The sequence below is a fragment of the Coleofasciculus sp. H7-2 genome (assembly GCF_042747725.1).
Lineage (GTDB): Bacteria > Cyanobacteriota > Cyanobacteriia > Cyanobacteriales > FACHB-T130 > FACHB-T130.
In genome coordinates this window covers 19,836-41,654 of the sequence record NZ_JBHZGO010000113.1, presented here as the reverse complement: position 1 = coordinate 41,654, position 21,819 = coordinate 19,836, and the positions used below count along the sequence as shown (strand labels likewise).

The 21,819-nt window shown below is 48.4% G+C and carries 17 protein-coding genes; 10 read left to right on the top strand and 7 right to left on the bottom strand.

What is annotated here, in order from left to right; genetic code table 11:
* Position 1: 1 nt before the first annotated feature.
* The 4 genes from ACFW2W_RS26450 to ACFW2W_RS26435 are packed head-to-tail and all read right to left on the bottom strand — an operon-like array spanning position 2 to position 2,479.
* A complete protein-coding gene (locus ACFW2W_RS26450) occupies positions 2–607 on the bottom strand; it encodes a cytochrome b/b6 domain-containing protein (protein ID WP_378184903.1) in 606 nt (201 codons plus the stop codon).
* Positions 608–640: 33 nt separating this feature from the next.
* Complete coding sequence (locus tag ACFW2W_RS26445; protein ID WP_378184901.1) at positions 641–1,333, bottom strand: cytochrome c biogenesis CcdA family protein; 693 nt, start codon at positions 1,331–1,333, stop codon at positions 641–643.
* A 4-nt stretch (positions 1,334–1,337) separates the two neighbouring features.
* Complete coding sequence (locus ACFW2W_RS26440; RefSeq protein ID WP_378184898.1) at positions 1,338–1,949, bottom strand: thioredoxin family protein; 612 nt, start codon at positions 1,947–1,949, stop codon at positions 1,338–1,340.
* 47 nt (positions 1,950–1,996) lie between these two features.
* Positions 1,997–2,479, bottom strand: a complete 483-nt coding sequence (locus ACFW2W_RS26435) for a hypothetical protein (protein WP_378184896.1) — start codon at positions 2,477–2,479, stop codon at positions 1,997–1,999.
* A gap of 100 nt (positions 2,480–2,579) precedes the next feature.
* Here ACFW2W_RS26435 and ACFW2W_RS26430 point away from each other — a divergent pair, with 100 nt between their 5' ends.
* Positions 2,580–2,765: a hypothetical protein gene (locus ACFW2W_RS26430; protein WP_378184893.1), complete on the top strand. Its 186-nt coding sequence runs from the start codon at positions 2,580–2,582 to the stop codon at positions 2,763–2,765.
* A 574-nt stretch (positions 2,766–3,339) separates the two neighbouring features.
* Here the strand turns inward: ACFW2W_RS26430 and ACFW2W_RS26425 are convergent.
* The 3 genes from ACFW2W_RS26425 to ACFW2W_RS26415 form a co-directional block, all read right to left on the bottom strand.
* The gene (locus ACFW2W_RS26425) at positions 3,340–3,768 is read right to left on the bottom strand and encodes an ATP-binding protein (RefSeq protein WP_378184891.1); all 429 of its coding nucleotides are present in this window, start codon (positions 3,766–3,768) and stop codon (positions 3,340–3,342) included.
* A 4-nt stretch (positions 3,769–3,772) separates the two neighbouring features.
* Positions 3,773–5,521 (bottom strand): SpoIIE family protein phosphatase, encoded by a 1,749-nt coding sequence (locus ACFW2W_RS26420; protein ID WP_378184889.1) that lies wholly within the window; start codon positions 5,519–5,521, stop codon positions 3,773–3,775.
* Positions 5,522–5,862: 341 nt separating this feature from the next.
* Positions 5,863–6,585, bottom strand: coding sequence for a response regulator (locus ACFW2W_RS26415; RefSeq protein WP_378184887.1), 723 nt, complete (start codon positions 6,583–6,585; stop codon positions 5,863–5,865).
* Between the two features lie 476 nt (positions 6,586–7,061).
* Between ACFW2W_RS26415 and ACFW2W_RS26410 the strand changes: the two genes are divergently transcribed.
* The 9 genes from ACFW2W_RS26410 (at position 7,062) to ACFW2W_RS26370 (ending at position 21,647) form a co-directional block, all read left to right on the top strand.
* On the top strand, positions 7,062–7,238 hold the full coding sequence (locus ACFW2W_RS26410; protein WP_378184885.1) for a hypothetical protein: 177 nt from the start codon (positions 7,062–7,064) through the stop codon (positions 7,236–7,238).
* Positions 7,239–7,320: 82 nt separating this feature from the next.
* Positions 7,321–9,504: a PAS domain S-box protein gene (locus ACFW2W_RS26405; RefSeq protein ID WP_378184883.1), complete on the top strand. Its 2,184-nt coding sequence runs from the start codon at positions 7,321–7,323 to the stop codon at positions 9,502–9,504.
* A gap of 638 nt (positions 9,505–10,142) precedes the next feature.
* Complete coding sequence (locus ACFW2W_RS26400; protein ID WP_378184881.1) at positions 10,143–12,998, top strand: PAS domain S-box protein; 2,856 nt, start codon at positions 10,143–10,145, stop codon at positions 12,996–12,998.
* 75 nt (positions 12,999–13,073) lie between these two features.
* Entirely contained in the window at positions 13,074–13,502 is a 429-nt protein-coding gene (locus ACFW2W_RS26395) for a response regulator (protein ID WP_378184879.1), read from the top strand.
* Between the two features lie 121 nt (positions 13,503–13,623).
* On the top strand, positions 13,624–16,320 hold the full coding sequence (locus ACFW2W_RS26390) for an ATP-binding protein (protein WP_378184877.1): 2,697 nt from the start codon (positions 13,624–13,626) through the stop codon (positions 16,318–16,320).
* 668 nt (positions 16,321–16,988) lie between these two features.
* Positions 16,989–18,647, top strand: a complete 1,659-nt coding sequence (locus ACFW2W_RS26385) for a chemotaxis protein CheB (protein ID WP_378184875.1) — start codon at positions 16,989–16,991, stop codon at positions 18,645–18,647.
* A 483-nt stretch (positions 18,648–19,130) separates the two neighbouring features.
* Positions 19,131–20,990 (top strand): CheR family methyltransferase, encoded by a 1,860-nt coding sequence (locus ACFW2W_RS26380; protein WP_378184873.1) that lies wholly within the window; start codon positions 19,131–19,133, stop codon positions 20,988–20,990.
* Positions 20,987–21,181, top strand: coding sequence for a hypothetical protein (locus ACFW2W_RS26375; RefSeq protein ID WP_378184870.1), 195 nt, complete (start codon positions 20,987–20,989; stop codon positions 21,179–21,181). The genes ACFW2W_RS26380 and ACFW2W_RS26375 overlap by 4 nt, the downstream gene beginning before the upstream one ends.
* Entirely contained in the window at positions 21,159–21,647 is a 489-nt protein-coding gene (locus ACFW2W_RS26370; protein WP_378184868.1) for a PAS domain-containing protein, read from the top strand. Before ACFW2W_RS26375 ends, ACFW2W_RS26370 begins: the two co-directional genes overlap by 23 nt.
* Positions 21,648–21,819: the final 172 nt, after the last annotated feature.

The following is a 21,819-nucleotide window of genomic DNA, read 5'->3' as shown; positions in this document are numbered from 1 at the left end:
TTTACCAAAACATTGATTCGAGCAGACGGGAACCTCCTACTTTTAGCCCCAGTAAGGAGTGGGCGATCGCAAAAATCACCACCGTCGGTACTGTCATAAAGTGAACTACCCGCAGTGCCTGCCAACTACCAAATATATCAACAATCCAATGAAATTGTGCTGGCTTATACATCCCAAGACCGCTCAGTATGGCAAGCAGTAAGATAGGAATAATAGCAGTATAAACTAATCGATGCCATGCATAAGTCTGGCGTTTTGGGTTCTGACTTACTTGCAGCGCTTTCAGGTCATTGGAACCAATAAATCGACGCTTCCAACGCTTGGTGATAAAAATATATAATCCATACCAAAGCAAATTTAACGCAAATAGCCACATGGCAGCAAAATGCCAATGTCTACCTCCACCTAGCCAACCACCTAGTACAAACAAAGGCGGAAAATGCCAACCACTACGTCCACCAAAAACTGGATTCGCATTGTAAATTTGGAGTCCGCTGGTAATCATGAATAGCAAGCTAATGATATTAATCCAATGAAATATCTTGGCAAGAATTGCTTGATTTGGTAGGCGACGAGTTGGAGTTCGGGCGGGAGTAGAAGAAGTCATAGATATTAATCAGTTAGGATTTTTTGAATGATTTTATAGGGGTAGAGGTGGAAATAGAGGGGCTAGCCAAAGCTGTACCTGTACATCCCAACCAAGGAGAATAGCGATCGCACCCGCTGCCACCAATACGCCACCCACTCGCTGCAAAACTGTACTATAGGAGCGTAAGCTTAGCAATTTGCGGCTGAGATAGCGACCTCCGTAAGCGATCGCCAGCAGCGGTAACGCCGCCCCTACACCATAGGCAACCAGCATCGCAAAGGAACCTGCAACCTGATGTTTGACAGCCGCCAAAACTAGAATACTAGCCAGAACTGGTCCCGCACAGGGAGTCCAAAGCAGACCCAACTGGGTTCCCAGCCAGAATTCTCCGAATAATCCTACCCGTGCGGGTTCTGGCATCCAATTGCCCAGATGTAAGTAAGCAAACAGGCGGTAACTCCATTGGGGGAAAATAGATAGCACACCCATGACTAGGAGTAAAGCGATCGCTACATTGCGTAGTACGCTAGCTAATCCGGCAAACCAGCTTGCCGTCACCCCCAGTAAACTACCCGCTACCGCAAAACCCGCTATCAATCCAGCCATTAAAGCAACGGGACCGTAGCGATGTGAAAAGAGCGATCGCCCCAACAGCACTGGCAGAATCGGCAACACGCAGGGTGAAAGCACGGTCAAAATTCCCCCCAGCAAGGCAAGACCAATCGATAGGGTAGAAACACTCATCGATCTACCCTAATAGTTGGCGAATAGTCTGTTCAGTTTCCTCATAAGCGCCTTCCCCAATATGGTCGTAGCGCCCAAAACCCTGACGATCTGCCAAAAATAGGTGAGGCCAATATTGGTTGTTGTAAGCGTTCCAGGTTTTGAACTCGTTATCTAGGGGAACCGGATAAGCGATTTTGTGTTGCTTTAGCGCTCTTTTGACATTGTTTGCATCCCGTTCAAAGGGAAACTCAGGCGTATGAATGCCAATTACCTTGAGTCCTTGAGCTGCATATTCCTGATGCCAACGGGTAATATACGGTAGGGTGCGCTGGCAGTTGATGCAAGCAAAAGTCCAGAACTGCACCAGCACAACTTTGCCTTTGAGGTCTGAAGTTTTCACAGGATCAGAATTAATCCACTGACTAATTCCCTGAAACTCAGGTAAAGCCTTATCCGCTGTAGGTAAGGCAGCAACAGCATCGGGAGTTGACGCAGCGCTTCTCGTAGAAGTCAACAAGGTAGAGGTATCGGTTTTTCTGGAACTTTTGAGGGTTGTCGTTGCTAAACCCGCTCCCACAACTCCCAACCCAAAATACCAAAGTAACTGGCGTCGCCGTAGCAAGTTCTTGTCCATCAAACACTCTCCCCTAGTTACTATTGGAAAAAATGGGTAGAGTGCTACTAGGGCTTGCTGGTCTTGGATGCTTGCATCATCGCATCACCTTGTTTGATCATCGCGTCACCCTGTTTGAGCATGGCAGCATCATTTTTCATCATGCCCTCACCTTTTTTCATCATGCCCTCACCTTTTTTCACCATGCCTTCGCTTTCTTTTTTCATCATGGCGTTGGTATCGGTTTTTAGCATGGCGTTGCCTTTATTCATCATGGCTTTACCTTCTTTCATCATGGCATCGCCATCTTTTTTCATCATGGCGTCATCTTTTTTCATCATGGCATCGCCATCTTTTTTCATCATGGCGTCATCTTTTTTCATCATGGCATCGCCATCTTTTTTCATCATGGCATCACCAGGCTGACTGCTATCGGCAGCAGGAGAAGCACCAGGAGCAGCCTGATTGTTGCTGGCAGGAGTGCTGGAACAAGCAGTTAGGCTAGCAGTCAGGGTCAAACTAGCGATCGCGCAAAATACTTTCCAATTCATAGTTTTTTTCCAATTTTTAGGTAAGCTGACTTAGCGAAACATCACCACGCCATCAAGACTTTATTATGGTGATTGTATTTAGCTAAAATCTTAAAGCAACATGAGAGCAGCATTAGAACTTGGTTCTGGAATTGAATTTCCCTTGACGCTATCTAGCCCTTCAGATCCCCGACTTCTTGGAGAAGTCGGGGATCTCGACTTCTTGGAGAAGTCGGGGATCTCGACTTCAAGAATCATTTTGGACTGCTATATAACAATCGATTTGAACTGCGATCGCTTGGCTTAGGTAATGGATAATCGGTAATATAGCAATCCTTTTAGGATTTTTATAGCAATCCTAAATTATTCATGAAAATGATTGCTATAAAATCCTCTTCTTTCTCTTTTTCGCTTGTCTTTGGCAGTTCGTTTAAAAAATATCTACCTAATCAAATATTTAATTCAAATTTGTTTTAATCAATTATTATTAGTAATTAAGTAGGTAGACCTAATTAAACTAAAAATTTTATGTAGGTTGAACCTTGGGAACGTAGGCGCGTTCATGCCGTAAGGCTTTAGCCTTCAAGGGAGAGTAACCCAACCAAAACAAGGGAGGCGTTGGGTTGAGCCTTTAAGCTCTACCCAAGCTACAAATCTTACCCTCTACCCATCCTACAAATAATTAAGTCCGTCTACTTATTAATAATTTGTGTTTGAAATTATTAATATTAACTCCAGATCGCCCAGGCTAGCCTAGCTGAATTGCCTGTAACAGTTGAGAAACCCAGGCTATCTAGCTTAATCGGGAAAGCTCTATTGAAGACTGATGAATCTAACTTTTGGGCACCCTGATGGGATAAAAGACCATCAATCCCAACGTGCTATGCTTTTGTGGCTTCTGGCAAACTCGCTTCTAACTTCAAACAGTTGCGACCGTTTACTTGTAAGCGATACTCTACCCGATCCATTAACCTGTTCATAATCAGCCACCCATAACCGCTTTCCTGTTTATCATCAGGGTTGGGCGGGAGATAAGTTGATAAGTCAAATCCCTGACCGTGATCCCAAATTTCTAGAGCAATATCCCGATTTTTTAACTCTAGGCGAATTAGCACGGGCAAATTTGGTTGCTCCTTATGAGCATGACGCACCACGTTCGAGTATGCTTCCACCAAAGCCAATCGCAAGCGATTCGATTGACGAGGCCAATCCACCGAGTCGGTCAGTTCGACTTCCAAACATCCCAGAAGCCAGCTTTCAACAATTGTTAAAAACTTCAAATCACTTGGTACGTGCAGCTCCGTTTTCATGTACTTAAAGAACCTCCAGAGAGAGTATGGTTTGGTCGTCTTCCTGAACGTTATTGGTGTGTTCTCGAATCCGCGCTAGTAAGTTAGTCAAATCGAAAGGCACTGGCTCAAGGCATACGAGTTTCCAAAGCCCATCTTGTGTCAGCATACTACTCGTACCTTCAAAGCTGCCAGTGTTACCCTCTGCCGTCGGCGCGATTTGCGAAGCAGTATACCGAAGGCTACTTTCTTGGGTGACAGTCGCCTCGGTAATCCCGTCACTCGTCAGTAGCAGAATTTCACCTGAATTTAAGGTCAGTTGCCCCTGCTTGGCTTTCCAGATGGGTAAAATCCCCAAAGGGATGCCGCGAGTCTTGAGAAAATTCGGTTCCAGCGCCGAGTCTGAAGTAGGTGCCGCTCTTTGTTGCACGACTTCCCGATTCGACCAGACTAAGGGATAGATGTGACCGGCGTTGGCATACACTAGCTCTTGAGTGGCTGGGGTATAACGAGCCAGCACCATCGTGATAAAGCAGTTGGTACTGACTAGATCGTTGGACATAATGCTGTTAAGATTCCGCATGACGACATCTGGCTCCGGAGAAATTTCCTGAGCTAGTTCCCGACGCAGAATCGAAATTGCACTTGCCATAAATAGAGCCGCTGGGACGCCTTTACCAGAGACATCTCCGACTCCTATCCAAACATCGCCTTGGGGATGGACGTACACTTCAAAAAAATCACCCCCTACTTCTCTGGCGGCGACGCAGCAGGCTTGCACCTGCATCCCGTCTACTTCAGGCCAACTTTGGCGGAGGAGGTTGTTTTGAATTTGACGAGCAACTTCTAGTTCGGCACGCATTTGCTGAGCCTGCTGCTGCGTGCGCTGGTAGAGTTTCGCCTGAGAAAGTGCCAAAGCGGCTTGTTCGGCGACGCCTTCTATCAGCTGAACTTCTTCGGGTGCCCAGAGGCGATCGCTATTTTCTTGATAGAGGCAGAGAACCGATAGCACCTGCTGCTGGAAGATCAGCGGCACCCCCAACTGAGTGTAGCTTGTTCCCCCTTGTTCGCCTTGAGCGAGTTGGATCTTACGACTTTCCAGGGCTGCTTGCAGTAAAGAGTCTGAGTCGTGTTGGGGCAATGGGGGTTCCGGATTCTCGGCTTGGGCATTGGGATCTGGGTAGAAAAAAACTTCGCTTGTCAAGCGATCGCTCTCCACGGGTCGCAAAATGCAACAGCTAGCCTCAAAAGCTTGACCAATGGTATTGGCAACTGTTTGCAGCATACTCTGGTAATCCAGCGACTCCCGAATTGCCGTTGTCACTGCATTGAAGAGTTCTTCTCGGCGCAAGGCGCGGCGCAGTTCGTTCGTCCTTTGCTTTAGCACTCGGTAAGTTTCCGAGGCTTGTTGAACCACTGCTTTCAGGTTCTCCGGGTTCCAGGGTTTGGTGATGTATTTGAACACCTGACCGGAGTTAATCGCATCCACCAAATCTTCGACATCAGTGTAGCCGGTTAGGAGAATCCGAATGGTATCGGGAAAGCGCTCAACTGTTTTACTTAAGAATTCGGTTCCATTCATTTGGGGCATGCGCTGGTCGGAAATAATTACAGCCATTTCCCCTTCCGTGTCCAAAACTTGGATGGCGCTGAAGGCACTGTCGGCTTTGAAGACGCGAAAATCTCGCCGAAATGTCCGATAGAGTAAATCTAGGTTGTCATGCTCGTCATCAACCACCATCAGTTTGAGTTTGCTCCCTTCTGCCTGACTCATCGGCCCACTCCGCTTCCCGCTTAATTAGATCATCGACAGCTTGAGGGGAATTTCACCGCTCATCCCTTGCCTTGATACCGCCAACCGGATCAAACTCCGGTAATCGCTTTTATTTCTTGAGATGCTGTTGATTGATGATTCGATAGAATAACAGCTTTGAGGGCATTGTGAGGTACGCCCGTTAATAAGGTTATTACTCGATCAACTGACTGCGGGTAAAATCCCAGTGCCAGGATACAGAGGTGAGCATAGCTGCTTTTGTTGTGGCAGCTACAGAGGGTTCACCGATGTCAAGCAGAAGTCAACTCATAGCGATCGCCCGCTCCACAGAAGAGCGGTGTTTATCCGACTAAGCCAGAGCGTAGGGCACGCACCGCCGCTTGGGTGCGGTCATCGGCACACAGCTTGTTCAAAATATTCCGGACGTGGGTTTTGACGGTTCCTACAGTGATGTAGAGCTTTTCAGCGATCGCTGCATTGCTGCACCCTTCGACAATTAGTTGCAAAACTTCTAATTCCCGTTCCGTCAGCGGATAAGCTTCAATTAGCTGGCTGTATTCCGGTTCGGTGGCATTGATAATCACCGTTTTGGATACGGTTGCTTGATCCAATCCTGTCTGACTAGCTCTAGTCTGCTGCAAGACAACCCGGGCGATCGCTGGATCGATCCAGCCGTTGCCTTCGTGCGTCACTTGCAACGCTTCCAGCAACTTATCAAAACTAATGTTTTTCATGCAGTAGGAATCTGCACCCGCTGCAAATGCCGCCAGTACTGCTTCTTCGTCATCCTGTAAAGTCAACACCAATATCTTGGTGTGACCCCCATCCTCCGAAGCCGCCTGCCATTCCCTAAACGTCCTCGTCAATTCAATTCCGTCCATATCGGGCAGACCAATATCGACAATCGCCACATCTGGCTTGGTCGTTTCCAGTAATTTCAGACCTTCAGTGGCATTGGCAGCCTCGCCCACAAATTCAATTTCTCCACGCTGTTGCAGCGCTGTCCGGATGCCGACCCTAGTCAGGTCGTGGTCTTCAATTAAAGCGACGCGAATTTGACTCATCTTCTACTTCCACACTTTGCAATTCTATTGACTTTCTAAAAATAAAGATTTCCTAAAGATTTTGCAGCCGTCAATTTTATTCTATCCTTTGAGGGTTGTAGTATTAGTAATTTATACCCTCCTCCTCTCTTTGAGGTGATATTTTTACAAGCGGGCAGTTGGGAAACTTAACCATAAACTTAAGCCTGAGTGTGGCAGTCTTTTTTGATGACAGTTTGGCGACTGGTCAATTTTAGTACGAATGTACGCTTGATAACTGCAAGAAACTAGCACTCATCAGGATTTTACCTTGCTGGCGGAGGTCAAACAATGCGGTTTCTCACGATCGAGCCAGTTGGCTCTTGAGCCGGGGAAATGTCTTGATCGAAATCACCAGATGTGGTAAAAAGCAGAATCTCAGATTTTTGACTTGCCAATGGCAACACGAGCAGCACAGATTTCAACTACCGCTGGTATGAGTATACCGGGTTGGCAGCATGAGAATCATCCTGGCTGGGGATTTTTTAAAGGAATCCCTAGAGCCGAAGCAAGGCATTGACAGCACGCCCAAGTTGCACCAAAGATCGCAAGGACTGTACCTGTCAGTGAAGCGGATTGAGTCAGCTTTGGACTTGGCATGCGTTGGGCGATCGCTACCCCAACACAGACAGTAACTCGTTATCAGCCAAAATCTACACTTTCACTGGAACAGCGACCAAGTTAGTTAAGCTAAAAGCTAAAAGTCTTTCGCTCGCAATGGCTCCCTCTGGAAATCAATACTTACGCCTCCTCTGGTCCGATCTTCCCGTGCGTCGGCGGGGTGCCCTGATCATCGCCATCCCGATTATGTGTCTTTTAACGTCGGTGGTGGTATTTGCTGGGCTGCAACGCAGTACTGCAATGGCGCAAAATTATGTTGACAAAACTCAGAAGGTGCTATTCCAAGCCAATCGCTTGCTCACAGCGCTAGTGGATGCCGAAACAGGGGTTCGGGGTTATGCCTTGACTTATCGCCCGGAATATCTAGAACCTTATAACGCCGCGATCGCTACCCTTCCTAAATTCCTCAAAGAACTGGATAATTCCGTCAAAGATAAGCCGCAACAGCTGCAACGAATCCAGCAGATTCAAAAGCTGGCATGGCAAAAAGTCAGCATTATGAACATGAATGTGGCTAAGATAAGAGCCGTCAAACAGGGAAGCGCTGGCTCTTTCCGATTGGAGTCTCAAGGCAAAACCACGATGGATGCCATTCGTCGGCAAATTGCCCTGCTCTCCGCCGAGGAAACTCGCCTGCTTGACCAGCGTAGCCGAGAATTAAAGCACCAGCAGCGAATTACGATTGGCGTACTCAGCGCTACAGCAACACTTGGTCTTCTGGGATCGCTGGCAGCAGTGTATCTGTTCGATCAGCTCGATCGAGAACTGGCGGGACAACAAACGGGTTTGCGCGAAACTAATATTCGCATCCGCGCCATTTTGGACAATGTGGTAGATGGGATTATCACCATCAACGAGCAGGGTCATATTGAGTCTTTTAATCAAGCTGCCGCCTTGATGTTTGGGTATGAACCCGCCGAAGCGATCGGCAAGAACCTGAAACTATTGGTAGCGCATCCGTTCAGCGGTAATAGCATCCAAACTCTCAACCACTTTGTCGGCAAAAACCCCATGCAAATGCGACGACTGCAAGAAACGGTGGGACGCCGCAAGAATGGCACCACGTTCCCAATGGAGTTAGCGTTTAGCGAAATGCACTCTTACAATCAGCGCTTGTTAATTGGGATTATGCGTGACATTACGGAGCGCCAGCAATCTGAGGAAATGCTGCGAAAACAAGCGACGCTGCTGGATCTGGCAAATGACGCGATTTTGGTGCGCGATCGCTACGATCGGATTACTTATTGGAATCTGGGAGCAGAACGGCTGTACGGCTGGACGAACAAAGAAGCCCTCGGTCACTATGCCCACAAACTCCTGAAAACCGAATTTCCCCCAAATATCGAAGAAATCGACGAAAAGTTTCTTGACGACGGGTACTGGAAAGGCGAACTGCTCGACACCAAGCGCGACGGTACCCAGATTCGCGTTTCTAGCCGATGGACATTGCAGACAGATGATGAGGGTGAACCCTTAGCTACCCTGGAAATCAACAGCGACATCACCAAACGCAAACAAGCAGAAGAAGATTTGCGATCGCGGGCGGGGGAATTAGTCCGTTTGAGCGCCATCCTTGCCCAAACCAATATTTCCCTAGAGAAACGCAACCAAGAACTCGACCAGTTTGCCTATATTGTCTCCCACGACCTCAAAGCACCCCTAAGAGCGATCGCCAATCTCTGCAATTGGATTGAAGAAGACATCTCCAACCAACTGACTGAAGAAACCAGGCACAATATGGACTTAATGCGATCGCGCGTCCATCGCATGGAAGCGCTGATCAATGGCGTCCTTCAATATTCCCGCGTTGGACGAATCAAGGCGTCTGTGGAATTGGTGGATGTCGAAAAACTACTCGCAGAGGTCATTGACACCCTCGCACCGCCACCCACCTTCACCATCGCCGTCAACCCTGGAATGCCTACCCTACGCACCGAACGCTTGCCCCTGCAACAGGTGTTTGCCAATCTGATTAGCAACGCGATTAAACACAATCACCAAGCAGATGGACAAGTGACGATATCTGTTCAAGACCAAGGCAACTTCTATGAGTTTGCTGTAGCAGATAACGGGCCGGGAATTGCCCCAGAATATCACGAGAAAGTTTTTGCCATCTTTGAGACTTTACAAGCCCGCGATACCGTCGAAAACACTGGCATTGGTCTAACCCTCGTCAAAAAAATTGTTGAAACCCAAGGTGGAACCATCTGGGTAGAATCTCAAGCAGGTCAAGGAGCAACCTTTCGCTTTACCTGGTCTAAATCAGTTCTGAGTGCGTAGGGGTATACGGCAATACTTTTCGGTTAAGTCACCTTTGTAGGTTGGACCCTGGGCACGGATGCTGTTACCTTTGGTAGTTTAGATGGGCGTGATAGATCATCTCAATTGTAGGTTGGGTAGAGGCACGAAACCCAACACGCATAAGCATTTGTTGGGTTTCGTGCCTCTACCCAACCTACCTTTGTTACCGTATTGGGTTGGCTCCTTGACACGAAACCCAACACTCTATTCTGTTATTTTGGGTAAGCTATGAACGCGACTTGGAATTAGTTGTTTTTACTTTGACCAAAGGTTAAACCTTTTTATTGGGATTGAACCCTTAGCAATAATTCCTTAATCTAGGTTCGATGGAGTAACCGTGCAAATTGTGGATGCCGAATCTGTTTAATCGCTCCTATGGCTGATGCTAAGCCAGGGTTGATTCTACTAAACAGAGACTCCAGAAAACTCGTGCGCGAACTGACTTTTTCTACGCTTCGCGATCGCTACGACACCTGAATTGCGCGGACTTTCTGGAGCGATTCTATAATACTGGATGCAAATCCTCCTTAACACAGCCGAAAACCCTTTACAATCGATCACCTTCCTAGTGGTTGATGACTGAGGAAGTGCTTTTATGGCAATTTGTGTTTAGAAGGATGAAACTTTTGCCGGTGGTAGGCTCCCAGCTAATGCGTTACGGTATCGCTCTATTAGCGGTGACACTGGCACTGCTAATTAAACTGATTCTAAACATTCTAACTGGCGGAAAAGAAACTCCTTTTCTAATCCTTTTTGCTGCCATATTGATTGGCACCTGGTATAGTGGCACGAAACTGGGTCTGTGGAGTGCTGTTTTAGCGGCTTTCGCCCAAGCCAAGAAGTATCCAGAAGCTGGAGGCTCAAGCGATTCCGTTTTGGAAACGAGGCTGGGCAGTGCTGTTAGCAATTATCTCCAAATGTCTCTAAGAACGCCAGACCGAAGCCGCGATCGCTCCTGGGAGCAGATGCTACGCGGTCGCGGCTTCTTACAGCCAACTCCAACGGCATCGGGAGATGAACTGCACAAACTCAACTTCCATCTGGAAAACTCACCCCTGGCACTGATCGAGTGGGACAGCAACTTTCGAGTGGTGAGGTGGTCGCGGGAAGCTGAAGCGCTCTTTGGATGGCGAAGCGCCGAAGTAACGGGTAAACATCCTCAGGAATGGCAATTTATCTGCGCCGAAGATGCAGCGGTAGTCAATGATGCGATCGCTCGCTTGCTCAAAGGCAGCGAACCGCGCAGCGTCTCCCAAAACCGTAACTATACAAAAGATGGCTCGATTGTCTACTGCGAGTGGTACAACTCGGCTTTGCTAGATGAATCGGGTCACTTGGTGTCAGTGCTATCTCTGGTTCTGGATGTTACCAGTCGGCAGCAAACGCAAGCAGCGCTGCAAAAGAGCGAAGAGCGACTGCGATTGTCCCTGAAGGCAGGACAGATGGGGATCTGGGACTGGAATATCCTCACGGGCGAACTGACGTGGTCGGATACCCTGGAACGCCTGCACGGTCTTGTTCCAGGAACTTTTGCCGGTACCTTTGCCGCCTTCGTAGAATTCGTTCATCCGGAGGATCGGGATTCCTTAAACAGGGCGATCGCTCAGTCGCTGGAGCAGAAGACTGACTTTGAGCTGGAATTCCGCGTCGTTTGGCCTGACAGTAGCACCCACTGGATCTCTGGAAAAGGTCAGGTTTTTGGCGACGAAACCGGCAACGCGGTACGGACGATCGGGGTGGGTACGGACATTAGCGCTCGCCAGCAAATTGACGAACAACAGCGCTTTTTGGGCGAAGCGACAACCCTCCTGACTAGCTCTCTTGACTATCAAACTACCTTGGAAACCCTGGCTCAGCTGGCAGTCCCTCAGCTGGCTGACTGGTGTTCCATCGATATTCTGGACGAAAATCAAACGATTCGCCGACTGGCAGTTGTCCATCAAGACCCATCGAAGGTAGATTGGGCTTACAAATTGCAGGAGCGCTACCCGCCCGATCCCCATGAACCTTATGGTCTTCCCAACGTTTTACGCACAGGTCAGGCGGAATTATACTCTGAGGTTCCCGACTCCCTACTGGTACAGGTGGCTCGTGACGCCGAACACCTGGAAATCTTGAGGAAGATAGGCTTTACATCGGCAATGGTGGTGCCCTTGGTAGCTCGCTCCCGCACCTTGGGGGCAATTACCTTTACCTCAGCCGAGTCGGGTCGTCATTACGGTCAAGCTGACCTTACCTTTGCTTGCGAACTTGCCCGTCGCGCCGCTTTAGCCGTTGATAACGCTGGTTTGTTTAAAACGGTTCAACAAGAACTCGCAGAGCGTCAGCGCACGGAGGCGGCATTGCGAGAGAGCGAAGAACGCTTCCGCACGATGGCAGATAGTGCGCCCGTCTTGTTATGGGTGGCAGGTACGGATGGACGGTGTAATTTCTTCAATCAGCGTTGGCTGACCTTCCGGGGGCGTAACTTCGAGGAAGAACTAGACAAAGGTTGGGCAGAAGGCGTGCATCCAGAGGATTTACAGCGCTGCTTGGATATTTATATGGCGGCTTTTCATGTCCGCCAAAATTTCCAAATGGAGTACCGTCTGTTGCGGGCAGATGGGGAGTATCGCTGGGTTTTGGATACGGGAACGCCGCGATTTTTGGCGGATGGCAGTTTTGCGGGTTATATTGGCTCGTGTATTGACATTACCGAGCGAAAAATCGCCGAAGAAGCTTTGCGCGATCGCGCGGCGGAATTAGCCCGTCTGAGTACCATCCTTGCCAAAACCAACGCCGCTTTAGAAAAACGTAACGCCGAACTCGACCACTTCGCTTATATTGTCTCCCACGATCTCAAGGCACCCCTGAGAGCGATCGCTAACCTCTCCACTTGGATTGAAGAAGACCTACTCGACTTGCTAAATCCGGAAACCCAGCGGAATATGAATCTACTGCGGGGGCGCGTTCATCGGATGGAAGCTCTCATCAACGGTCTTTTGCAGTATTCTCGTGTGGGGCGGGTCAAGACCATCGTGGATCTTGTGAACGTTGACGCCTTACTCTCAGAGATCGTCAACTCGCTTGCACCTCCACCCACCTTCACCATCACCATCCAGCCCGGAATGCCTACTTTCCTCACCGAGCGTTTGCCCCTAGAACAGGTGTTTGCGAATCTGCTGGGTAACTGCCTCAAACACCACCCTCGGTCGGATGGAAACGCGACCATATCGGTACAAGATAAAGAAGCATTCTATGAATTTGCCGTGGCAGATGATGGGTGTGGGATCGCTCCCCAATATCATGAAAAAATTTTTGTCATGTTTCAAACTCTGGAGGCACGAGATAAGGTAGAAAACACCGGCGTGGGACTCGCCATTGTTAAGAAAATTATCGAAAACAAAGGAGGAACCATTCGCCTAGAATCTCAAATCAATCAAGGGTCAACTTTCTACTTTACATGGCCCAAACAACCAATCAGTAGCAATTAGCTTTTTGTCTGGTATTTCTAGTGAATAATTGATAAAAAATGAATTAAAAAACGCTAATTGCTAATTTTTTTAATCATGGGAGATAAGATGACAAACCTTTTGCTAGTTGATGACGACGAAGTTGATGTGATGACCGTGCAACGGGCGTTCAAAAAAAACAATATTCAAAATCCCTTTTATGTCGCCAACAATGGGCTAGAAGCACTGGCTATGTTGCGGGGTACTGACGATTCAACAAAGGTGCCGCGAGAGCGTCGGCTCGTCTTACTTGATTTAAATATGCCCAAAATGGGTGGAATTGAATTTTTGCGGGAATTGCGGGCAGACCCGGAACTCAGAGCAATTCCAGTGATTGTACTGACGACTTCCAATGAAGACAAAGACAAGGTGGAAGCCTACAATCTCAATGTAGCGGGGTATATTGTCAAACCCGTAACATTTGCTAAATTCGTGGAGGTAGTGGCAACACTCAATCAATATTGGATGCTCAGTGAGATGCCCTGATTTTGGAGAATGGGTAATGGGTAGTGATTATGAGTGTTGAGTTAGAAAAGAGTGTTTTAATTCAAAACTCAGACGCGATTAATCGCTTAAAACTTTTTACCAATTACCTCCTTTAATAGTTATGGAAGAAAAGTTAAAAATACTTGTAGTCGATGATGATGAAGTAGACCGGATGGCGGTTCGCCGGTCGCTCAAAACGGCTGGCGTACAAATGGAATTGGTGGAAGCCAGCGACTGCCAAGGAGCGATCGCTACTTTACATAGCGACAATTTTGACTGTGTCTTCCTCGACTATCGCCTGCCTGACGGGGATGGACTCACCCTAGTTCAGGAAATCCGCTCGTCCGGGTTTAAAATACCCTTGGTCGTATTGACGGGTCAGGGAGACGAGCAAACCGCTGTCGAACTGATGAAAGCGGGAGCGTCCGACTATATTTCTAAAGGCAAAGTCTCTCCAGAGAGTCTCTCTCGCAGCCTGTACAATGCGATTCGCCTCTATCGAGCGGAAAGGCAGGCATCAGAGGCGAACCAATTACTCAAAGAAAGCGAAGAACGCTATCGATTTGTTCTAGAGGGATCGAACGACGGGATTTGGGACTGGGATATCGCCACTAACACAGTTTATTGGAATGACCGCTGTTTTGAAATCAGCGGCTTGTCCCACGAAGAATTTGTGGGCAATTACCAGGCATTGTGCCAACTTTTGCATCCAGAAGATCGATACCGCATCATCCAGGCAGTCCGCGCTCACCTGGAGCATCAAGTTGAATGTAATGTGGAATTTCAGCTGTTGCACGCTTCTGGGCATTATCGTTACTGCATCGCTAGAGGCAAAGCGCAACGAGATGGGAACGGCAAGCCTTTCCGGATGTCTGGAATTATTAGCGACATTACGGAGCGCAAGCGGGCATTAGAAAACCAGCGATTCCTGGCAGAAGCCAGTGGTATCCTTTCTACTTCCCTAGATTACAAAACTACCTTGGAAAATCTGGCTCAACTGGCAGTGCCTCACTTAGCCGATTTATGCATGGTAGATATTCTGGCAGCAGACGGTTCAATTCAGCGGCTGGGAACAGCTCATGGAAACCCCACTCAAGAGAAGTTGGTGCAGGAGATGCTGCATCTGTTCCCCCCCGACCCGAATGGAGAACACCCCGCCAGCGTTGTATTACGCACGGGCAAATCAAAACTTGCCGATGAAATTGACGACGAAATGCTAGTAGCTGTGACCCGCAGTCCCGAACATCTGCAAATGATTCGGGAGATCGGCTTTCAGTCTTATATGGTAGTGCCGCTGTTGGTGCGCGGACAGACGCTGGGGGCAATTTTGTTGGTATCCACTCAAGAAAAACGCCGCTACGACGCAATGGACTTGGCGCTGGCAGAGGAACTTGCCCGTCGCGCTGCCTTATCGGTAGAAAATGGAAAATTGTACCGGGAGGCGCAGGCGGCGAGCGAGAACTTACGCAAGGCGATCATCATTCTGGGCGAACAACAGCAACAACTCCGGACACTCCAGCAGCTGACGAATTTACTGAACCAGCGCCTGAGTGACTTACCCGGTTTGTTACGGGTGATGGTTCAAGCTGTTTGCGATGCGATCGCAGGTGCCCAGTTTTGCTTTATCATGCTGCAAAACCCCCAGTGCGATCGCCTGGTGTTGACGGTGACGGCGGGAATCGGTACGGAAAAATTGCGGCTGGAAGATGGTTTTGCTTCGGGGGAAGGATTGCTTTCCCAGGTATTTTTGACAGGGAATTCCCAGTTTATCGAAGGGGAAGAAGCCGCTTTCCTCCACTCGACACCCGACACTGTAAACTCCTCAGAGTTGCCTGCTTCGCTTTATGTGGTGGCGATTGAGTCCGCGCAAGCTGGACGGTTGGGCGTGCTGGCAATCGGCAATTGGGAAAATTCCCATGCGTTTGACGAGGAAGACCGATATCTACTGACGGCGGTGGGGGAACAAGCAGCGATCGCTATTAACAATGCCCGTTTGATCAATGCTTTAGAGGAACGCGAAGAACGCTTAGCCTTACAAAACGAAATCTTGGCTCAGCAAAACAAGGAACTAGAAAATCTTTCCACGCAGATTCAACTTCAGAATCTGCAATTGCTGGAAGCCGCGCGGTTGAAATCGCAGTTTCTCGCCACCATGTCCCACGAACTGCGAACGCCGATGAATGCCGTGATCGGCTTTTCTCAACTGCTGTTGCGCCAGCGGCAAAATCAGCTCAGTCCCCAGCAATTGGATATGGTAGATCGCATTCTCAGCAATGGGAAACACCTGCTAACGCTGATTAATGACATCCTTGACCTCTCCAAAATTGAAGCCGGAAGATTGGAACTCAAACCGGAAGAATTTAATCTGCCAGTGCTGGTGAGAACAACCGCAGAAGAACTGCGATCGCTTGCTTCCGAAAAGCATTTGGAGCTGCAAGTCCAGGCAGATTTACAAAACTCTCAGATATTCAACGAGAGCGCCCGCGTGCGGCAGATTTTGGTGAATCTTCTCTCCAATGCCATTAAATTCACCGACGCCGGAACCGTGTGCGTGAAGGTGCAAGAACTTTCCCCGGATCAATTGGTACTCACCGTTCAAGATACCGGAATTGGGATTGCCAAGGAAAACTTAAAGCATATTTTTGAAGAATTTCGGCAAGTCGATCAGTCCCTCGCCAAAAGATATCCCGGTACGGGTTTGGGACTTGCCATCACTCACTCATTGGTGCAATTAATGCATGGAAAAATATCAGTGGAAAGTCATTTAGGTCACGGATCTACCTTCCAAGTAGAATTTCCCCGCCGGGTGAGTGCTTAGTTCGTTTTCATCTGTCAGTTGTGTCGGGACGGTTCTTTATCAAGATATAGGGATTGGCGATGGGGCAATACGGTTCACTACCGAATAGTTGTAGGTTGGGTTGAGGAACGAAACCCAACACCCATAAGCATTTTAGGACTTACGCAAAGCTTATGCATATAGCGTTTTTTCGGGTTCAATCCCTGTGTGGTTGCCCCAGATGTGGTGATGTTGCGTAAGTCCTGATTTGTTGGGTTTCGTTCCTCAACCCAACCTACGCAGATTTTGGATTTTTATCTCTAAATGGGCTTGCTCCCCCTTCCCTCGTAGGGAAGGGGGCTGGGGGGTTAGGTCTTGTATTTGAGCTTTGTGATGCGACACATTTGCTCCCCCCAACTCCCCTTAAAAAGGGGGGCAATAGAAGCTAAAATGTAGCGGTAAAAAAGTAAATTGGTATGAGATGCTATCTGCGAGTAATAACTTTACTGATAAACCTACCTCTACACTCAGTTATTGCTTTCATGCCAACGATTGATGACGAGTGACAGCTGTTAGCTTAGAGTAAGCAATGCGGGATCTCGAAGCGTATGCGGCGATGATTCAGCTACTGGCTCGATTGGGGAGAGTCGTGAGGATTCGGTCTTCGCTATCTTTGGTAATCTAATTCACCCGCTGCATTGAGAAAATAAATGCCTGGTCACGATATTATCGTCCTCGGTGCCTCTGCTGGTGGGGTAGAAGCGCTGACTCAACTGGTGAAGGCTTTGCCGCCGGACTTGCCAGCTGCAATCTTTGTAGTCATACACTTTCCTGCCCACAGCACCAGCGTCATGCCAAGTATTCTGAACCGCTGCGGCTCCTTGAAAGCGTGTCACCCTTCTGACGGTGAAGCAATTCAGCATGGGCGGATTTATGTGGCACCCCCAAATTACCACTTATTAGTTAAACGCGGATACATTCACCTGGCTCGCGGTCCCAGGGAGAACGGTCACAGACCCGCCATCGATCCCCTGCTTCGTACGGCAGCGCAGTTCTATGGGCGGCGCGTGGTGGGTGTGGTGCTTTCAGGCAATCTCGACGACGGAACGGCTGGACTCGCAGCTGTGAAGCAGCGAGGCGGTGTAGCAGTGGTTCAAGATCCCAACGACGCCTTGTTTGCCGGAATGCCCCGCAGCGCCATTGAGAACGTAGAAGTAGATTATATTTTGCCTTTGTCAGCGATCGCTCCTACCCTGGTAAGCTTGGCTCAGGAGCCAGTGGTAGAGGAAGGAGAAGACTCCGTAACTGACGAGATAGAAATCGAATCCGAGATCGCGGAATTAGATATGGCGGCTCTACACAAAGATGATAGACCCGGAACTCCCTCAGGCTTTGGCTGTCCAGATTGCGGGGGTACCCTGTGGGAACTGCGCGACGGTCAGTTGATTCGGTTCCGCTGCCGCACGGGTCACGCCTTTTCCGCCGAGACTCTGCTGGCAGAGCAATCTGAGGCACTAGAGACGGCACTGTGGAATGCGTTTAGGGCACTGGAAGAACGTGCCGCTTTGTCCCGTCGGATGCATCAAGGGGCACGCGATCGCAACCAAACTCGATCGGCGGCACGCTTTGAAGAGCAGGCGCACCAAGCCCAGCACAACGCCACTGTGATTCGGCAACTGCTTTTAGGCAATGGGGATAAAGACACGGACGCAGACCGGGAGAACGGGAGACAGGTAGAAGAAAAGAAAAACGGAAAAAAAGAAATATCGAACCAAGAGACAGAAGAAAAATCTCACTCCTTGATGCCCTTTCCCGTAGTGGCAGTGGCGGCGTCTGCGGGTGGGATAAAAGCTATCAGCGAGTTGCTTTCTGCCTTGCCAGAAGACTTTCCGGCAGCGATCGCCATCGTACAGCACCTAGATCCCAAACACCCCAGCCTACTCGCAGAAATCCTGAATCGTCGCACGTCTCTAGCGGTCAAGCAGGCAGAAGTGGGAGAGCAAATGCGTCCGGGGACAATCTATATCGCTCCTCCTAATCATCACCTACTGATCGACCCAGACGCGACCCTCTCCCTCACCCAGACCAAACTGGTGCATTTTGTCCGTCCCTCCGCTGACCTATTATTTGAATCAGTCGCGGCGAGTTTTAAAGAACGGGCGATCGCTGTCGTCCTCACCGGGACGGGTAGCGATGGTGCAACCGGCGTGAGAGCGATTAAAGAAATGGGCGGGATAGCGATCGCGCAAGATCGGGAATCTTCGGAGTGTTTTGGGATGCCGGGAGCCGCTATTGAAACTGGAACAGTTGATTGGATACTCCCATTAAATAAAATTGCCGCTACTTTGGTGAATCTGCTAAATTGTTAATAGCGAATGGCGAATTGTTGTCACCGATTGCCAATCATTTACAGATAAAATTGGGTAATAAAAATAAGGTAAAAAGCTAGCAATTTACCAAAAGTCGCTAATCAAAGCGGGGTACTCAATGTAACTTTGTTGAAAACTGGTAATTTGGAAAAAGTCAGTAGTTATGGGTTCTCAGTCCTTGGTTTGCTGCTAATGACTACTGACCTTTTTACCACTCCCAAAGCGTGATATTTAATTACGATCATGTACTTAATAAATTGATGTTCTGTAAAAAAAATATTCAATTAAGCGAATAGCTATTAACTTACAGTTATTATAGCTATTTTCAATTGGGTGAGGTATGCAAACGAGACCTACCCCCCCTTCCCGACGCGGTTGTGGGTGAATAATTCCAAGCCTCGCTCCCAACCTCTGGAGGCGGAATGGAAGCGAGGTTAAAACTGTACCGCACCTACCGAGAACTGCTATAACTAACAGCTACTTATGAATTCCTCAACCATCAACCCCGAATTTGAAGCGCTGCTGGAGTATCTTAAACGCAGCCGTGGCTTTGATTTTACTGGCTACAAACGCTCCACTCTAATGCGTCGCGTCCTCAAAAGGATGCAGACGGTAGGAACGGAAAGCTACAACGATTATATGGATTACCTAGAAGTATATCCAGAAGAATTTATTCACCTATTCAACACGTTGTTGATTAATGTAACTGCCTTCTTCCGCGATCGCTCAGCTTGGGACTACATCATTGAAGAAATTATTCCTCTAATTGCCGCCCGCAAACACATCAACGAACCCATCCGCATCTGGAGTGCTGGCTGTGCTTCTGGAGAAGAAGCTTATACGATAGCGATGGCGTTCGCCGAAGCGCTGGGAGTAGAACAATTCAAAGAACGGGTGAAAATTTATGCCACCGAGTTAGACGAGGAAGCCCTAAATCAAGCCCGCCAAGCCACTTATTCAGCAAAGGATGTCGCGGATCTGGCTCCCGAAATGCTAGAGAAATACTTCGAGGAATGCGATCGCTGCTATAACTTTCGTAAGGATCTGCGCCGCTCGGTGATTTTTGGGCGTCACAACTTGACGATTGATGCTCCCATCTCCCGCATTGACTTGCTGGTGTGCCGCAACACTTTGATGTATTTCAATGCCGAAACCCAATCCAAAATCCTCGCCCGTTTTCACTTCGCCCTGAATGAGGATGGCTTTATCTTCTTAGGTAAGGCGGAGATGTTGCTCAGTCACAGCCATACTTTTACACCTGCGGATTTGAAGCGGCGTGTCTTTACCAAAGTCCCTAGAATAGGAATACGCGAACGGTTGTTGCTTATGGCTCAATCTGGCAGCGAGGAAGCAGCGGACAATCTAGCCACTCATGTACGCATCCGGGAAGTCGCTTTCGACAGCAGTCCAACATCCCAGATAGTGATAGATGTCAATGGCTTTCTAGCGCTGGTGAATGAACAAGCGAGGGCAATGTTTCCCTTGAGTCCGAGGGATCAGGGTCGCCCCTTGCAAGATTTGGAAATTTCTTATCGTCCGCTGGAATTACGCTCTTGTATCGATCAAGCCTACGCGGAGGGGCGACAGATTACTGTCAGGGATGTGCAGTGGCAAACCCCAAAAGGGGAAACGATCTCTCTAGACGTGCTAGTGGTACCGCTAGTGGATGTCACCAGCAGTCTTTTGGGCGTCAGTATTTCCTTCATTGATGTCAGCCGCTACAAACGGCTACAGGATGATCTGCAACAATCCAACCAAGAACTGGAAATGGCTTATGAGGAACTCCAGTCTACGAATGAAGAGTTGGAGACGACAAACGAGGAACTCCAATCCTCCAATGAAGAGTTAGAGACGACAAACGAGGAACTCCAATCTTCTAATGAAGAGCTGGAAACGATGAACGAAGAGCTGCAATCCACGAATGAGGAATTGCAGACGCTCAACGATGAAATGCGCCGCCGCAGCGAAGAACTCAACGACGCGAACGCTTTTTTAGAGTCGATTTTGGGCAGTCTTCGGGGTGGCGTCGTCGTAGTTGGGCGAGATTTGCATATCCAGAGTTGGGATCGCAAAGCCGAAGATATGTGGGGACTGCGAAGCGATGAAGTCCAAGGACAGCACTTTCTAAATTTGGAGATTGGCTTGTCGATGGAGCAACTCAAACAGCCGATTCGCAACTGCCTAGCCGGAGACTGCAACTTTCAAGATATTATTCTAAATGCCACTAACCGACGCGGCAAGGCAATTGAGTGTAAATTCACTTGTAAACCTCTGTTGGCAAAGGATGGAGAGATTCGGGGAGTGCTTTTATTCATGGAGGAACAGGACGGCGCTACTACATGAATCAGGACAGGGAAGACTTACTGGTGGAACACGAGGAGCTATCTCAATACAACGAGTATCTAACGATCCCGTCGTATTCAGGGACTCGCCAGAGCGATCGCCAAAACAGGAACCAGTTTCAACAGTTGCAACAGATAGAATACTCCAAGCAGACGCTCGAAGTCATCAATGAGCAACTGCAAGGCGCGTAACGAGGAATTCCAAATAACATCGGAACTATTAGACACGAGCAACAAAGAGCTACAGACAGCAACGGAAGAACTGCGACTATGCAGCGACGACCTCAACCAAGCCAACGCCTTTCTAAAGTCTATCTTGACCAGTCTACCGGGCGGCATCGTCGTGTTAAACCAAGAGCTAAACATCCAAATCTGGAATTCTCAAGCTGAAAATTTCTGGGGATTGCAAAGCGATGAAGTCCAAGGACAACACTTTCTAAATTTGGAGATTGGCTTGTCGGTACAACTCAGACAGCCGCTTCAAAGCTGTTTAACCGGGGAGTCCGAATCCTACGAAGAAACGCTAGATTCTATCAACCGGCGCGGCAGGACAATTCAGTGTAAAGTCACCTGTATGCCTCTATTTAGCTTAAAAAAAGATATTCAAGGGGTGATTGTGTTAATGCAAGAATTGCACAGCATCATGCCAACGTTATAAACATCTCAAAGCTACAGTTTGTCTTGCTATAGCAATCCTAAGTGATTTCTAAAATTCTCTTCTTTCTCTCTCTTGGCGTTCTTGGCGTTCTTGGCGGTTCGTCAAAAAAATATATTACAAATCAAATAGAATTGCTATATATATTTTCTAAGTACGTGTAAAAATTAAACCT

What these genes read in the sequence shown, in the direction of transcription:
- ACFW2W_RS26450 (WP_378184903.1), bottom strand. Translation starts at nt 607, where the DNA reads ATGACTTCTTCTACTCCCGCCCGAACTCCAACTCGTCGCCTACCAAAT.
- ACFW2W_RS26445 (WP_378184901.1), bottom strand. Translation starts at nt 1,333, where the DNA reads ATGAGTGTTTCTACCCTATCGATTGGTCTTGCCTTGCTGGGGGGAATT.
- ACFW2W_RS26440 (WP_378184898.1), bottom strand. Translation starts at nt 1,949, where the DNA reads ATGGACAAGAACTTGCTACGGCGACGCCAGTTACTTTGGTATTTTGGG.
- ACFW2W_RS26435 (WP_378184896.1), bottom strand. Translation starts at nt 2,479, where the DNA reads ATGAATTGGAAAGTATTTTGCGCGATCGCTAGTTTGACCCTGACTGCT.
- ACFW2W_RS26430 (WP_378184893.1), top strand. Translation starts at nt 2,580, where the DNA reads ATGAGAGCAGCATTAGAACTTGGTTCTGGAATTGAATTTCCCTTGACG.
- ACFW2W_RS26425 (WP_378184891.1), bottom strand. Translation starts at nt 3,768, where the DNA reads ATGAAAACGGAGCTGCACGTACCAAGTGATTTGAAGTTTTTAACAATT.
- ACFW2W_RS26420 (WP_378184889.1), bottom strand. Translation starts at nt 5,521, where the DNA reads ATGAGTCAGGCAGAAGGGAGCAAACTCAAACTGATGGTGGTTGATGAC.
- ACFW2W_RS26415 (WP_378184887.1), bottom strand. Translation starts at nt 6,585, where the DNA reads ATGAGTCAAATTCGCGTCGCTTTAATTGAAGACCACGACCTGACTAGG.
- ACFW2W_RS26410 (WP_378184885.1), top strand. Translation starts at nt 7,062, where the DNA reads ATGAGAATCATCCTGGCTGGGGATTTTTTAAAGGAATCCCTAGAGCCG.
- ACFW2W_RS26405 (WP_378184883.1), top strand. Translation starts at nt 7,321, where the DNA reads ATGGCTCCCTCTGGAAATCAATACTTACGCCTCCTCTGGTCCGATCTT.
- ACFW2W_RS26400 (WP_378184881.1), top strand. Translation starts at nt 10,143, where the DNA reads ATGAAACTTTTGCCGGTGGTAGGCTCCCAGCTAATGCGTTACGGTATC.
- ACFW2W_RS26395 (WP_378184879.1), top strand. Translation starts at nt 13,074, where the DNA reads ATGGGAGATAAGATGACAAACCTTTTGCTAGTTGATGACGACGAAGTT.
- ACFW2W_RS26390 (WP_378184877.1), top strand. Translation starts at nt 13,624, where the DNA reads ATGGAAGAAAAGTTAAAAATACTTGTAGTCGATGATGATGAAGTAGAC.
- ACFW2W_RS26385 (WP_378184875.1), top strand. Translation starts at nt 16,989, where the DNA reads ATGCCTGGTCACGATATTATCGTCCTCGGTGCCTCTGCTGGTGGGGTA.
- ACFW2W_RS26380 (WP_378184873.1), top strand. Translation starts at nt 19,131, where the DNA reads ATGAATTCCTCAACCATCAACCCCGAATTTGAAGCGCTGCTGGAGTAT.
- ACFW2W_RS26375 (WP_378184870.1), top strand. Translation starts at nt 20,987, where the DNA reads ATGAATCAGGACAGGGAAGACTTACTGGTGGAACACGAGGAGCTATCT.
- ACFW2W_RS26370 (WP_378184868.1), top strand. Translation starts at nt 21,159, where the DNA reads ATGAGCAACTGCAAGGCGCGTAACGAGGAATTCCAAATAACATCGGAA.